This is a genomic window from Niabella aurantiaca DSM 17617 (genome assembly GCF_000374125.1).
GTDB lineage: Bacteria > Bacteroidota > Bacteroidia > Chitinophagales > Chitinophagaceae > Niabella > Niabella aurantiaca.
Window position 1 is genome coordinate 881,388 of the sequence record NZ_KB893625.1, and the last position, 14,380, is coordinate 895,767.

The following is a 14,380-nucleotide window of genomic DNA, read 5'->3' on the forward strand; positions in this document are numbered from 1 at the left end:
CCCTAAAGAGGGATTGACCAACAAGTAAGCCCGTCGTAATTTGAATTATGAAAACTTGGCTTCTAATTCTTGTCTTCTGTATGCTTGCTGCCTCTGTGCAAAGTCAACTTAGGCAGGACAGCTTGTTGCTCGTTTTGAAATCGATGAAAGATGACGAAAGCAAAGTCCTGTTGCTCATTAAAATCGGGCAGGAATTTGAGAAATCGGATCTGGAAAAGGCAAAGTCCTACTACTTGCTGGCCCGTGCTTTGGGAAACAGGATCAACTACCCATTAACCGAAGTCAAGTTTGTCAGCAATTACACTTTTGCACTTAACATGCAAGGGAAAATTGATTCATCGTTGTATTGGAACCTGAAAGGTATCGAGGCTGCCCGGAAGCTAAATGACGATGAACAACTTGCCAAAGCTTATTTCAACACCGGGACATCTTATCAGTATTTATCGGACTACCCATTGGCTGTTGAGGTTTATCAAAAAGGGCTGAAGCTATTTGAAAAAATAGGGGACAAAGTATTTATGGCCCAGGCCTACGATATTTTACAGAATCTCTATTCTTCGATGAAACAGTACGATAAGGCAAGAGACTTCGGCAAAGCTGCCGTTGCTACCTTTCGGCAGCTAAACAATCCAAAAATGCTGGCCTATTCCCTCACTAACCTGGGGACTGTTTATGGAAGCATCAATCAAAAAGATTCCGCACAGCGCTACTTCAAGGAAGCGGAGCAAATTGCCGGAGAAATAGAAGACGAGGTTCTACTGTCTACTGTACAACTGAATCTTGGCGATGTGTATCTATGGAAAAAGCAGCTCTCAGAAAGTAAAAAATACAGTGAGTCCGCACTTGCGCTTGCTGTAGAAAACGAATTACCCGAAACCGAAACAATTGCCCTGCGAAGTATTTCGTACTGTTATATGTACACAGGAGATTGCGATAGTGCATTTCAATATGCAGAAAGAGCTTTGGCGGTTTCTCAAAAATACAAATTTCCCAAACAGACCATTTTAAATTTAAATCAACTGGCTTCATTGGCCTATCTTTCGAAAGACGTCTGGAAAGCAGAAAAATATGAAATACAGGCTAAAGAATTGCAGGATACGTTGTGGAACGAGCAATTACTGTTGAATACCATCAATACAGAAAAAAAGTTTGAGCTGGACAAAAAGAGCGCCCAGCTTGCTATTCAGCATGAAAAGATTAATCGCCAGCACCTGATAAACTGGCTGTTGATGATCGGCCTGCTTTCGCTGATTACCATTTCCGCCTTGGGTTACCGCAACTATAGCCATCGCAAAAGGATGCAGGAGCAACGTATCAAAGAGCTGGAAACCGAAAAGCAATTATTGGCCACCCAATCCCTGCTCCAGGGGCAGGAAGATGAGCGCAGCCGTCTTGCCAAAGACCTGCACGATGGGCTGGGCGGGATGCTGAGCGGTGTAAAATTAGAACTAGGTGCTATGAAAGGGAATTTAATCCTTACCGAAGAAAACGGCGCATTATTCAACAATGCGCTGCAGAAATTAGACCGGTCTATATCCGAGATGCGAAGAGTGGCCCATAACATGATGCCGGAAGCATTGATTAATCTTGGCTTGCAGCAGGCCATGCAGGACTACTGCGATAGTATAGGAAGCTCGGGTACATTTATTGTTAAAACAGAATTTCACGGCCTTGAACAAAGGCTTTCGGCCACGACTGAAGTAAATATTTACCGTATTGTACAGGAATTGGTAAATAATGCCATAAAACATTCCAAAGCGAAAGAAATACTGGTTCAGGTCATGCTTCATGAACGTTCACTTAGTATTACAGTCGAGGATGACGGTACTGGCTTTGATTCTGAAAAACAATCGTATACCAGCAATGGACTGCAGAACATTCGCTCCAGAGTAAATTACCTGCGCGGCCGAATGGACATTAAATCGCAATCAGGTAGGGGTACTTCGATATTGGTGGAATGCATAATTGAAGATAATGTATAAATTAAAAGTTCTGGTTGTAGATGACCATCCTATGGTACTGGAAGGCATGCAGGCGATGCTTTCGCAAATAGACTTTGTGCTGGTTACCGGCTTGGCCCGAAATGCCTACGAAGCAATGGAGCTGTTAAAAGCGGATATGCCTGATGTTGTGATAACGGATATCAATATGCCCGAAATAAGTGGGATCGAACTTGCCACAAAGATTAAAAAAGAATATCCTGTTATTAAAATCATTGCTATGAGTACCTTTAACGAACGTAGTTATATCTCACAGATGATTGCTCAGGGGGCATCCGGATACCTGCTTAAGAGCGCCTCGAAAGAAGAAATTGAAGAGGCCTTGCAAACGGCAAGCAGTAATAAATTGTATATGAGCCTGAGCCTGGAACTGAGTAGGAAGGAGCAACAGGATATAACCAACAGACCTACATTGACGAGCCGGGAAAAAGAAATATTAATCCTTATAGCAGAAGGCTATACCAATCCGCAAATTGCTGAGCAATTATTTGTAAGCCCTTACACCGTGGATAGTCATCGCAAAAATCTGCTGACCAAATTTGCTGTAAATAATACGGCGGGTTTAATAAAGTTGGCTGTAAAATATGGGATGGTATAATCGCATTGTTTAAAAGCGTCTTTTCGGGGGCGACACAAAGAAAAATCGGGTTTGACCCCTTATGGTCAGTAAGGACCTATTTTGGTATAAACGAAACTAAATACTACCGTTAGTTTTCACTCCACTCTACATTGGAAAAAGCAAACAGTATACCATTGCCATCCCGAATTGTCCCAAACTATTTTTTTAAGGTCGATAATAATTCATCCAATTGCTCAAAGTCTATCGTCATTCCTTCTTTAAAGCCCATCTCTATCTCTTTTTCGAGGTCGGAAAGCGCATCGTAGGTGAGCAGCATATCTACCCGCACTTTATGATCTACCGGGATAAAGTTGTTCTCCCATAAATTTTGTGGAAACGCAGGATTTATCGTACCGTTTTCATCACTGAATCCGCCTTTTGAGGCAAATGACTTTTCTTTTATGATAGAGATAAAATCGGATTTGCTCCAATGTTTTTCTCCTTCAGGGCTTACCATTGCATACAGCCACAATCCGCCCTCACGGAAATCCATTGTCTTGGTTTCGGCTTTCCAGGGTTTTGGTCCCCACCACTTGTCTAATAATTCGGCATTTGTCCACGCTTGCCAAACCAATTCAAGGTTGGCGTCAAATTCACGTTGAATGTGAATGGTTTTGTTTTCCTTGCTGACTGTAAAGTCAAATAATAAATTGCTGTTCACTTTTATTTGGTTTTTAGTGTTAATAATAGTTCGTCTAAGTTTCCCAGAGCCATTGTGAGCCCTTCCCTGAAGCCCATTTCAATTATCGTTTCAATCTCTTCGGGCTTTTCATGCGTTAAGGTGATATTTACGGTTGTGATGCCATTCTTTTCCGTGAAAATGTTTGTCCAAAATGATCGTGGCTTAATGTTGTTCCCGTTTCCGTTTTCATCACAAAAAGCGTCTAACCAAGACAACAATTTATTTGTTTCGATGGCTTTGTAATCTGCTTTACACCACAATTTTTCGTCCTGTGGGCTTACCATTGCATAAAGCCACATTTTGCCCACTTTCAAGTCCAATGTTTTGGTTTCGATATGATATGGTTTCGGCGCCCACCATTGGTCTAACAGTTCTGCTGTTGTCCAGGCTTGCCAAACCAATTCAAGATTGGCGTCAAATTCACGTTGAATGTGAATGGTTTTGTTTTCCTTGTTGACTGTGAAGTCGAATAGTAAATTGCTGTTCATTTATTTTTTTTTAGTGTTAACAGGAATCTGTCCAGGTTTTTAAGATGCGATGAAAAGCCTTTTTTGTGGCTGGTTGTAGCCATCTTTTCAAAAATTTCCAGGCTGCTGTATCGTTCAGTCATTGTTACCAAAGTTTTACCTTCAGTGTCGCTGAAAACAATGGTGCATTCAGTACTTGGAAAATCCGGATTAACAGTTCCGTTCTCATCACTAAATGCCCTCAATTCTGTAATGCTTTTTTTAGGCTCGATATCTTTATAATCATACCGGCTCCAATGTTTGTTTCCTTCGGGGCCTACTATTGCGTAATGCCAGAAACCACCCTTCCGGAAATCCAACGTTTTGGTTTCTGTCCTGTAAGGATTGGGAGCACACCACTGGTCGAGCAATGCTGCTGTTGTCCATGCCTGCCAGACCAATTCGAGGTTGACATCAAATTTACGTTGTATGCGAATGGTTTTGTTTTCCTTATCTACAGAAAAATCGAATAAGAAGCTACTGTTCATTTTCTTTGTTTTTTCATTGTTGCTAATAAATTGTCGAGTTGATTGAAACGGGTTTCCCATATTTTGCGAAACTGTTCCAGCCAATTATCTATTTCTTTCAGTTTGTCAATTTCAAGTTGGTAATAAATTTCTCTGCCTTTGTGTTCCGGTTTTATTAGTTCACATTCTATCAGAATGCGTAGATGTTTTGAAACTGCTTGCCTTGTAGTATCAAAGTGTTCGGCAATGGCGTTCGGCGTCATTGCCTGTAATGCAATTAGGGCAATAATTGCTCGTCTTGTCGGGTCTGCGATGGCCTGAAATATGTCTCTTCTCATTAATCTGAATCATTTTGATGAAACCAATCAGTTGCAAATATACGTGAAACCATTCGGTTTCTCATTTTTTCCCGTTCTATTCTCCGGAATATTTCGTTTTACAAAGAATGAATGCCCAAAACGAATATCCTGATGTGACATTTGGCCTCGGGCCTGATACGCATACCGGCAATTCTGCCTTGCACAGGATAAGCTCAAAAACCGGGTTTGCCGGTCAGGAATATGCGCGGGTAAATACAGGATCATTCTACAGGGAATAACAGAAGACGGCAGCGTTTTTTATGCGGATAAGATCATTATGGTTAAAGGCAGTGAATCGCAATGATTTTACGGACCCTGCATCCGGCGGGCAGAGTATGTTTTCTCTATATGGAGCATAACGGATCTGAAAACCTTCGCGCCGTACCCGGCCCGGACAGCCGTTTATACCGACTGGGTATCCGTGATAGACCAATTCCATCGGCACTATACGGGAACGTATCGGTCTGCATGATCATTCACTTTCATATTAGTTGTTGCTTTCTAAACTCTTCATAAAAGCAATGATCTCTTCTTTTTCTTTTTCAGTAAGACCAAGCTTTTCTCCGGGAAGTGTTTGATTGGGCAGCGATATTCGCAACCCTGCGGCGCCCCCGTTATTATAGAATTCCATTACCTGGTCCAAAGTTTCGTACACCCCATTGTGCATATAAGGAGCTGTTCTGTCAACATTCCGGATCGTAGGGATCTTGAACGCATGTTTGCAGGACTCAACACCGATCACATCGTAATAGCCCTGATCCGGGTCCAGCGTGGAGTCTGCCATGGATGCGGGGACGCCCAATACCTCGGTTTCGCTCACAACATATTTGGGTGGGGTGACCCCGTTGAATAAAGGAATAAAATGACAGGTGGCACATTTTGCTTTCCCCATAAACAGATTGAAGCCTTTCAATTCCTGTGCTGATAAAGCCCCTTCATTACCCCGCATATATTCGTCGAACCGGCTGTTGAGCTTTGTAAGACTACGCACATAAGACGCGAGCGCATTCGCGACCTGGTCCGGACTGATTTCTTTTTCAATTGATCCGGGAAATGCGTTTGCGAATAGCGACGTATATGATTTGCTCGCTGAAACATACCGTATGATCGCATCCATCGAACCATCCATCTCCTGTTGATTCCTGATCACATCACGCGTCTGGTCCTCCAGCGTCAATGCCCGCATATCATAAAAGTAGTTCGATTGCAGTGCAGCGTTGAGTAATGTTGGAACATTCCGTTTCAGCAGCTTTGCAGGATCGTGCAAAGCCGTATTCTTAGCCAGCCCGTCCGTAAATGCCTGTTGGGGGCGGTGACAGGATGCGCAGCTTCTGGTGCCGGTACCGGATAACGAGGCATCATAAAAAAGTTTTTTGCCCAATGCTACTTTAGCGGCAGTTGTATGAAATGAAGGGCCGGGAGAAAATGCATCCACATTGAAGGCGTCCGGGTCAAACAATGTTCCGGCTCCCTGCTTCAGCAACCGGTTGTAGCGGATTTTCGGTCCCGGCAAGGCTTGTTCCAGTTGTGCTATTCCGGTGCTGATCTTATTTGCGAAACGGGTAATGAATACCGCTCTGTCGAAGGAAGCAAAGTCGGAATGCTGGTGCAGGTACCCGATGGCGGTATCCAGGTCCTGTAATAAAGCCGTTTTGTTGTTTTTACTTATATAGGAGGATAGCATGTTCCGCATGCTTTTTAAGGATGCGGCCGATTCTTCCATACTGTTCAGGGAAAGCGCATTGTCAAACCCCGTAATGCCCAGGGCCACGATCCGGAATACCTCTAACTTGGCGGCATCCAGGATCCGCCAATCGGCAAGCGGATGATCGGCGAAATAACCAACCAGGTATTCAGTGTTGGTTATTAAATGCGCTACTTCGCTGATCAGTGCTTCTTTACCGGCAGCATTATACTCCGGATAAAGAAAGGGCTCAATTACCTGCAGCCCCACAGGATCAATGGCCCGTGCCAAAGAGGGGTCTAACAGGTCGGCATTCTCGATCTCCTGTACCGGCGGACCATTTAACCGCTCCGCCAGGTCGGCCGCAAAATATGTTGCGGCCCATTCAAATTCCTTGTACAGGGATCTTGATCTTAAAAAGGCCCGGCGAACCATGAGCGTATCTGCCGGCTCTTTGTTGACGGCTGCAAAGAAACTGTCTCTTACATAATCCCGGAAGGAAACGATCTGGTGGAAGACGTTTTCCCGGATCTCCCGTTCACGCCGGCCGGGCCGGGTTTGTGCTGTACGATCCGTATAAAAGGGGGTGAAGCTTGCAATGAATAGCCCCGTAAACAGCATGAACACTATGGCCATCTTTTTATGCATATTGCATCTCCTTCCTGGTCGCCAATATTTATTTAAAGACCAGGGCATTCCGGAACGGGCTGGCATTTTTATCCCGTTCGGCCAATGGCGTTATTCCCCATCTATGTTCTATAAATGAAAGAATGCTGACGGTTTCATATTGGGTGTGATCTACATGCCCTTTTTTAGCAAAGGGCCCTATAACAATAGCAGGAATGCGGCTTCCCGGGCCCCACCGGTCAATAACCGGGGGCGCTACATGGTCAAAGTAACCACCAAACTCATCATAAGTGAGGATCACCAGCGCGTCCTTTGCATTGGGCCCCTCTAATACGGCATTGATCAGTTTTACTGCCAGTTGTTCCGAAGAGTATACATCGGAGCTGCCGGGATGTTCGTCATTTCCCCCACCGGGCTTCACAAAAGAAACGCTGGGCAATGATCCTTCTTTCGCCGCCTTCAGGAAATCGTTTTGATCCTTCATGTGCTTTCTGCCTTCTGTTCCGTCTTCATAGTTGGTAAAATACAGGAAGGGCTCGTGGTTATAAGCAAAATTATTTTTTCTTCCGGCCACTGCATCGTCCCATCCTTCTGAATACCATGCCCAGGATACTCCTTTTTCACTCAGCCGGTCGCCAATGGTCGGCATCGTCTGCGAGGGCAGTAATTTGGAAATATCCGATTTGGCCGGGTATGGCTTGTTGCGGGAAAGAACATGGTTAACGGCATAGCCATCAGGTGTAACGATGCCGTCCTTTACCATATTTCCGTTATCGTCCAGTTTAGCGATCAATGATGCCGGGGCATCCTGCCAAACCGGGGCAGCTGCTGAAATTAAATAGACGTGGTTAAAATAAGAGCCGCCAAAGACGCTCTGGAAGAAGTTGTCGCACAAGGTGTATTTTTTGGCCATCGTATACAAAGGCAGCTTTTTAGTTGTATAATAGCCCATTGCCAGTCCTCTGGAATCGTTATATGCTGCAAACTGATCCATCTTTCCGCCGTGAATCTGCAACTGGTTATGAAAAAAACGGTGCGTAACATCCGGTGTTTTTTTATCAGATGGAACGTATTGGTCGATATTAAAAAGCTTATTGGGCAAATTGGTCGGGAATGAATTGTTCCTCGGGATCTCGGGCAGGTATTTATAGGGTATTCCTTTTTCGTCGACCTGGACAAAGTTTCCTTTTTGGGCATTTTTAATACCGTTCGCCCCTTTGAACTCACCATACAGGTTATCGAAACTATGGTTCTCCATATAGACCACCACAACGTGATTGATCTGGTGGATCCCTTCATCAAAGGAGATGGGCTGCCGTTGCGCCTTCCTGCCGGTTCCGCAACTATTGAGTCCCAGGATAACAAAGAGGATAAAAAAAAGCCGTTGTACTGTCATGCGAATGATTTTTAGAAAATTTAATTATAAAATGATCGGATGCTAACGCTGGTTACAGGTGTATCAAAATTACGGTAATCAGGAGAAGTACTGAAAAAAACGGTATCCCCCGTTGTAAAAATGATCCTGCCCCTCGTAAAACAAATGCAGTAGCGCTGTTAAAAAGAGCCATTATTATGAGCGCGGGTTACGGTGTTTATTTAAAGCATAAGACTTCAGCACCGAGCCGGGTCCTCTAATTGGCCGGCGGAAGCATTCCAAATTGTCGCTGTCATGCTGAATTTATTTCAGCATCTATGCCTGTTGTCGTTCAATAGACCTTGAAGCGAGTTGCCAATGACAGATTATTATCTAATTATTGGAAATGAATCATACTTTGGTCATGCCGTCCGAATGGCGATCGGGATTGTTTCGGCATCTATGCAAGATTCACGCGGATTCTGAAACCAGAATAGATCCCGGAACAAGTCCGGGATGACATCTTCAGGATGACCCAAAGCAGGTTTGTCATTGCGCCATTGATTTTGTGTTCACAAATGGAAAACTCAGGGTGACAGTGCGTTTATAGGAATGTGCCCTAAGCCCTGACCGGCCGGCCGGTTAAAAATTTATTTATATATTTACATGCAATACAACATGCATCCCGGTCTTTTATTTTTTTACCAGAATATAAAGGCGCTGAAATATTATCAGGTGCTGATCCTGAGAAAGACACCGCAAAACTGATCGATGAAAGATTATATGTTACTATTGTTTACCCTGATTGCTTCCCGGTGCTTCGCACAGGAAGCAATTACTGTATCGCATGTAACTCCCATGCCCCGTTTTATAGAGATCGTTTATTTCATAAACAATGATCCTTCCCCGGGATATAATAACCTGACCCTGAAGGATCGGAAAACCGGTATCCGGTATGTACTGGCAAAGCTCAAAAGAGGGATCTCCAAAGCTGAGCTGGGTGAAATTCCTGTAGAGCTGATGATCGAAAACGACGCATCCATAAGAAAAATACCTTTGAGATGAATAGGGTAACACTTGATTAGTATGATATTAAAATTAGCCATCATGTTGGTCCTGGCCGGTCTTCCCGGGGCCGGGGTTGATCCGGGCCCGCTCCCGGGTGAGCTGTTGATAAGCGGCCATTTTGAGGGTAATGAACCTTTCTGGAAGATGGAGATCACGAACAACCGGATCGTGTTGCAATGCGCCAATGATACTTTGCAGGATACCCTGTTACTATCCCGGAAACAGCAGCACAGCGAAACGTATGCTTTCAGGGGCAGGCATTTATTCGGTATCGTCAGGTACCCGGGAAGTGGGGGCTGTATGCTTGATATTACAGAAGAAGAAAAGCCTTCACACGAAATTTATTTTTCGTACAGAGGCATAACCTATATGGGATGCGGTAAATTGAAAAAAAAGTGAATGGCTATTGCGTTCATCGGCTCCTGAAAACATCCTTCTCCAGCCACCGGACTTTCAGATCCGGCGTTTGATCGGTCTGCTGGGATGCCCGGTCGTTAATATGAGATTGCAGGGTAAGGTTGTTAAAAAAATGATCTCCTTTTGCAGGTAAAGCCGGCAGCCGGAACTGCCCAAACCGGCGAACGATTTTCTATTACCGGATCATCCGATTATAGCGATTTCCTTTTGATGATCCTGGTCGGATTTCTTTTTACCACTATTTTATCTTCTATGATGGCCTCAGCGACTGTTTTTCCCATTGCTTCAAAATCGGTAGAAATTACCGTAATGCCTTCTTCGAGGATCTCTTTTACATCGGTATCGTTATAAGAGATCAGACCAACGTCGCGGCCCAGCTGCAGCTTCTTTTTACGCGCCAGCTTGATCAACGCCACATCATCTGTGTCGTACCGGCTAAACGTTACGTAGGCGCATCCTTTCTGGAAATTTGTTTCATCAATTTCTGACTGGATCAGGTAGGAAAATTCCGTTTCTGTACAATATCGCAAAAACCCCTCAATGACCAGCCGTGCATGAATGGCTTCGGAGTGCGCCACGAGGATCAGCCGCTTATATTTTACCAGTTCATTTTTTAATTTGTGAAGACTGTGATAAATATCATAACCATAATCCTGGTAGATGCAGCTGTAATTGCCCGTCAGGCCCTGCTGGTTCAGGTCGATAATGACCCTTTTTTTATCCGGGATCAAATTCAAAAGCGGCGCAACGTCTTCCTTAAGAAATGTGGCAATAACATAATGAGTATATTTTCCGATATTCTCCCGGATCAGTTTTTCAAATACCTGGTAGTTGTGGTGATGAAAATAAATATCAATATCGGCACGATTCTCCAGCTGGTTAAATAGGTTGCGATAAAACTGCTCGCGCAAAATATTCATTTTATCCAGCAACAAAAAAACACGGAAGGAGTGTGCAATATTTTTCTTCCGGACAAAATATCCTTTCCGGTAAACCGATTCGATAATGCCTTTCTCAACAAGCTCGCTCAACCCCTTCAGCAACGTTTCCTTACTCATTTTTAATTGCTGCTGCAGCTGCTTCAGGGAGGGGACCTGGTCACCAATATGCAAGGCATCGCTTTCAATCAATGAAATGATATGATCGGCAAGCTGACGGTATTTCATCTTTCCGTGCGAGTCTTTCCGTGTCCTGCTGACTTGTTGGGTTGGTAGTGGCGTCATTAAGAGAAATTTCAGCAAAAGTAATTAATCGACCATACAAACCAAACCAGTTAATAATTTATCATTGCCTGCCGGAAAGAAGGCTAACCGTCTGATTTTAAAAAAAAGGATCAAAATATTTTGTTTTCTGAAATTTTATATTATGTTTGCTAAGCATACCAGTCCAGACCAGACTATTTTTATTACTTTAACGATTGAATATGAAATTTGTACTCATCTTTTTTACATTTCTTTTATCTGTACCGCTGTGTTTTGGTCAGTCTGTAAAAAACATTGCGCTGACAGTGACGGATATGGAGGGGAGTCCCCTGCCTAAAGCGACGGCTGTTACTTCGAAGAGCAATAAGTCCGTTGTTGCCAACGATAAAGGATATTTTCACATAACAAATGTGATCGCGGGCGAATCGATTACCGTATCGATGATCGGTTATCTGAGCAAGACGATCGTAGTAGGCTCAGAATCTGTGGTAAAAATACAGCTGGAGGCAGCGAATCAGACCCTGGATGATGTAGTAGTGATCGGCTACGGCCAGGTGAAGCGGAAGGACCTTACGGGTTCAGTAGGATCGGCAAACGTGGAAGATATGCAAAAGGCTCCCGTTGTTTCTTTTGAAGATGCGCTGGCGGGCAGGGTTGCGGGCGTTCAGGTGACCACCAATGACGGACAGCCGGGGAGCGCGAGCAATATTGTGATCAGGGGCGGGAATTCGATCACACAATCCAATGCTCCGCTGTATGTGATCGATGGTTTCCCGCTGGAAAACCCAGACAATAATGCCGTTAATCCCGACGATATTGAGTCCATTGAGATCTTAAAAGACGCCTCTTCTACCGCCATCTATGGCGCGCGGGGCGCCAACGGGGTTGTTATTATTACCACGAAACAGGGAAAAGCAGGAGCACCCGTAGTAACGTATAATAATTGGCTGGGCATACAACAGCCGCAAAAGCGTATCCCGGTAATGAGCGCTTATGAATTTGTAAAATACCAGTCGGAACTGAGCTCCGCGAGCGCTGCCCAGCTTTATTTCCAGGATGGTAAAACACTGGAGAGCTACAGAGACGTACAGGCTGCCGACTGGCAGGATCAGGTGCTTCAAAATGCATTCATGCAAAATCATGGTGTTGCTGTGAGGGGCGGAACAACGGCAACCAAATACTCTTTAAGCGGCTCTTTTCTGGACCAGAAAGGCATTATGATCAACGGTGGTTTTAAAAGATACCAGGGAAGGTTCCAGATTGATCAGCGGGTTGGTAAAAATTTTAAGGTAGGCATCAATACCAACTATACATATTCTGTTAAGAACGGGCAAATCGCCAACCTTACCAGCGATGATCTCAACAGCAGCTCTGCCGGCAATGCATCTTCCTACCTGCTGTATAGCGCATGGGGCTACCGGCCCGTTACCGGCAACGGCAGCCTCGAAGATTTTATGAACGATCCTTTTGATGAGGATATGACATCTTCGGTAGACTTAAGAGTTAACCCGGTCATAAACGCCCGGAACGCGTATAGCTATGCATTTATCAAGTCGCTGTACTCGAATGCTTTTATGGAATATTCGTTCTTAAGGTACTTTAAGCTGAAAGTGAGGGGCGGTATAACAGAAACGGATACCCGTTATGAACGGTTTAATAATTCCAAAACGGCAGCGGGTAACCCGGCAACAGTATATGGTTCCACATACGGGATCAATGGTTCTGTATCCAACTCGGCTATAAGAAGTCTGCTGAACGAGAACCTGCTGACCTTTAACAGGGTGTTTAACAAAAGACACCGGGTAGATGCGGTAGGGGGCTTTACCATGCAAAGGAATTCAAGAGAGGCGAACGGCTATGTTTCTATTTTACTACCCAATGAATCTTTGGGTATCAAGGGGTTGGGTCAGGGAACGGTATTGTCAAAGAACTATAGCGGCTCTTACTCCACACTTGTATCCTTTTTGGGACGGGTGAACTACAGCCTCGATGCTAAATACCTCTTTACAGTGTCATTCAGAAGTGACGGATCTTCTAAGTTTTCGCCGGAAAACAGGTGGGGTTATTTCCCCTCAGGGGCCTTTGCCTGGAGTCTTGGCGATGAAGAATTCATTAAGAACATCCCGGCGATCTCATCTGCCAAACTAAGAGCTTCCTATGGGGTTACAGGCAATAACCGGGTATCTGATTTTGCCTACCTGAGCGTACTGGATCAGGAAGTAGCAGCAAACAGTACAAATACGAACAGCGGCTATTATTTTAACGGGGAATATATCAAAGGAACCGTTCCTACGGTTGTGGGTAATAATAAACTGAAATGGGAGCGTACCGGTAACCTGGATATAGGATTGGATGTGGGTCTGTTAAAAGACCGGATCCATGTTACCGCAGATTATTATTATAAAAAGACCAGGGACCTGTTGTTGGATGCTTCGCTGCCCACTTCATTCGGCTATCTGAGCGGGTATAAGAATATAGGTGTTGTGTCAAACAAAGGAATAGAGCTTACATTGAATACAGTTAATGTAGACACGAAGGATTTTACATGGACATCGGCCTTTAACATCGCGTTTAACAACAACAAGATACTGGAACTAAATGGCGATGAGCCGAGCATTACGACCCGTGTTACCTGGAATGCGAACTTTAATAATTCATTGCCTTATATAGCATTGCCGGGTCATAATGTTGCCTTGTTTTATGGATATGTGTTCGACGGGCTTTACCAGTTAAGCGATTTTAATCAGCTGGCCGATGGGAGTTACACCTTAAAGGAGACCGTACCGAATAACGGAAATGCCGCATCTACAATTCAGCCGGGGCATATCAAATACAAGGATATTAATGGCGATGGTATCGTAGATGCCAATGACCAGACGATCATCGGGAATCCCAATCCCATACATATTGGCGGATTCACCAATAATTTCCGGTATAAACAATTTGATCTGAATGTATTTTTCCAGTGGTCGTATGGCAATGATGTATTGAATGCCAACCGCATCGTGTTTGAAGGCGCAGAGGCCCGGACCAATCTCAATATGTTCCAGACCTTTGAAAACAGGTGGTCGATGGACAATCAGTCCAGTTTGCTGCCGGTTTCGAAAGGCTACGGCCCCAATGTGTACTCAGACCGGACAATTGAGGATGGATCTTTCCTGCGTTTAAAAACGGTATCACTGGGCTATAACCTGCCGTCGTCTCTGATGCAAAAGTGGAAAATGCAGTCCATACGCATTTACAGCTCGGCCCAAAATCTTATAACATGGACCAAATACACAGGGTTGGATCCGGAAGTATCTGTCCGCAATAAGGCATTAACGCCCGGGTTTGACTGGAGCCCCTATCCCAGGGCCAGAACGATCACTCTTGGTCTTAATGTAACATTCTAACGA

Annotated in this window: 12 protein-coding genes; 5 read left to right on the top strand and 7 right to left on the bottom strand. The window is 44.5% G+C overall.

Annotated features, from left to right (window positions below; genetic code table 11):
- The first annotated feature begins 47 nt into the window (after nt 1–47).
- Both B160_RS0103765 and B160_RS0103770 read left to right on the top strand, forming a co-directional pair.
- The gene (locus B160_RS0103765; RefSeq protein ID WP_083927654.1) at nt 48–1,982 is read left to right on the top strand and encodes a tetratricopeptide repeat-containing sensor histidine kinase; all 1,935 of its coding nucleotides are present in this window, start codon (nt 48–50) and stop codon (nt 1,980–1,982) included.
- Nucleotides 1,975–2,598, top strand: coding sequence for a response regulator (locus tag B160_RS0103770; protein WP_018626537.1), 624 nt, complete (start codon nt 1,975–1,977; stop codon nt 2,596–2,598). Before B160_RS0103765 ends, B160_RS0103770 begins: the two co-directional genes overlap by 8 nt.
- 178 nt (nt 2,599–2,776) lie before the next feature.
- Here the strand turns inward: B160_RS0103770 and B160_RS0103775 are convergent, their stop codons facing one another.
- The 6 genes from B160_RS0103775 to B160_RS0103805 form a co-directional block, all read right to left on the bottom strand.
- The gene (locus B160_RS0103775; RefSeq protein WP_018626538.1) at nt 2,777–3,280 is read right to left on the bottom strand and encodes an SRPBCC family protein; all 504 of its coding nucleotides are present in this window, start codon (nt 3,278–3,280) and stop codon (nt 2,777–2,779) included.
- A 2-nt stretch (nt 3,281–3,282) separates the two neighbouring features.
- On the bottom strand, nt 3,283–3,789 hold the full coding sequence (locus B160_RS0103780; protein ID WP_018626539.1) for an SRPBCC family protein: 507 nt from the start codon (nt 3,787–3,789) through the stop codon (nt 3,283–3,285).
- On the bottom strand, nt 3,786–4,295 hold the full coding sequence (locus B160_RS0103785) for an SRPBCC family protein (RefSeq protein WP_018626540.1): 510 nt from the start codon (nt 4,293–4,295) through the stop codon (nt 3,786–3,788). Before B160_RS0103785 ends, B160_RS0103780 begins: the two co-directional genes overlap by 4 nt.
- Nucleotides 4,292–4,612 (bottom strand): ArsR/SmtB family transcription factor, encoded by a 321-nt coding sequence (locus tag B160_RS0103790; RefSeq protein ID WP_018626541.1) that lies wholly within the window; start codon nt 4,610–4,612, stop codon nt 4,292–4,294. Before B160_RS0103790 ends, B160_RS0103785 begins: the two co-directional genes overlap by 4 nt.
- 508 nt (nt 4,613–5,120) lie before the next feature.
- Nucleotides 5,121–6,953, bottom strand: coding sequence for a cytochrome-c peroxidase (locus tag B160_RS0103800; protein WP_040679490.1), 1,833 nt, complete (start codon nt 6,951–6,953; stop codon nt 5,121–5,123).
- Nucleotides 6,954–6,993: 40 nt separating this feature from the next.
- Nucleotides 6,994–8,340, bottom strand: coding sequence for an alkaline phosphatase family protein (locus B160_RS0103805; RefSeq protein WP_018626544.1), 1,347 nt, complete (start codon nt 8,338–8,340; stop codon nt 6,994–6,996).
- A 729-nt stretch (nt 8,341–9,069) separates the two neighbouring features.
- Between B160_RS0103805 and B160_RS0103815 the strand changes: the two genes are divergently transcribed.
- Both B160_RS0103815 and B160_RS0103820 read left to right on the top strand, forming a co-directional pair.
- Nucleotides 9,070–9,363 (top strand): hypothetical protein, encoded by a 294-nt coding sequence (locus B160_RS0103815; RefSeq protein ID WP_018626546.1) that lies wholly within the window; start codon nt 9,070–9,072, stop codon nt 9,361–9,363.
- 21 nt (nt 9,364–9,384) lie between these two features.
- Entirely contained in the window at nt 9,385–9,765 is a 381-nt protein-coding gene (locus B160_RS0103820; protein ID WP_040679297.1) for a hypothetical protein, read from the top strand.
- 209 nt (nt 9,766–9,974) lie between these two features.
- Here B160_RS0103820 and B160_RS0103830 read toward each other — a convergent pair whose 3' ends face one another.
- Nucleotides 9,975–11,006, bottom strand: a complete 1,032-nt coding sequence (locus tag B160_RS0103830; RefSeq protein ID WP_026309504.1) for a winged helix-turn-helix domain-containing protein — start codon at nt 11,004–11,006, stop codon at nt 9,975–9,977.
- A 200-nt stretch (nt 11,007–11,206) separates the two neighbouring features.
- On the opposite strand from B160_RS0103830, the gene B160_RS0103835 reads away from it, so the two are divergent.
- Nucleotides 11,207–14,377 (top strand): SusC/RagA family TonB-linked outer membrane protein, encoded by a 3,171-nt coding sequence (locus B160_RS0103835; RefSeq protein ID WP_018626550.1) that lies wholly within the window; start codon nt 11,207–11,209, stop codon nt 14,375–14,377.
- The last annotated feature ends 3 nt before the right edge of the window (nt 14,378–14,380 follow it).

Bases quoted from the DNA above. Each gene is read 5' to 3' on its own strand.
- B160_RS0103765 (WP_083927654.1), top strand. From the start codon at position 48: ATGAAAACTTGGCTTCTAATTCTTGTCTTCTGTATGCTTGCTGCCTCT.
- B160_RS0103770 (WP_018626537.1), top strand. From the start codon at position 1,975: ATGTATAAATTAAAAGTTCTGGTTGTAGATGACCATCCTATGGTACTG.
- B160_RS0103780 (WP_018626539.1), bottom strand. From the start codon at position 3,789: ATGAACAGCAATTTACTATTCGACTTCACAGTCAACAAGGAAAACAAA.
- B160_RS0103785 (WP_018626540.1), bottom strand. From the start codon at position 4,295: ATGAACAGTAGCTTCTTATTCGATTTTTCTGTAGATAAGGAAAACAAA.
- B160_RS0103790 (WP_018626541.1), bottom strand. From the start codon at position 4,612: ATGAGAAGAGACATATTTCAGGCCATCGCAGACCCGACAAGACGAGCA.
- B160_RS0103800 (WP_040679490.1), bottom strand. From the start codon at position 6,953: ATGGCCATAGTGTTCATGCTGTTTACGGGGCTATTCATTGCAAGCTTC.
- B160_RS0103805 (WP_018626544.1), bottom strand. From the start codon at position 8,340: ATGACAGTACAACGGCTTTTTTTTATCCTCTTTGTTATCCTGGGACTC.
- B160_RS0103815 (WP_018626546.1), top strand. From the start codon at position 9,070: ATGAAAGATTATATGTTACTATTGTTTACCCTGATTGCTTCCCGGTGC.
- B160_RS0103820 (WP_040679297.1), top strand. From the start codon at position 9,385: ATGATATTAAAATTAGCCATCATGTTGGTCCTGGCCGGTCTTCCCGGG.
- B160_RS0103830 (WP_026309504.1), bottom strand. From the start codon at position 11,006: ATGACGCCACTACCAACCCAACAAGTCAGCAGGACACGGAAAGACTCG.
- B160_RS0103835 (WP_018626550.1), top strand. From the start codon at position 11,207: ATGAAATTTGTACTCATCTTTTTTACATTTCTTTTATCTGTACCGCTG.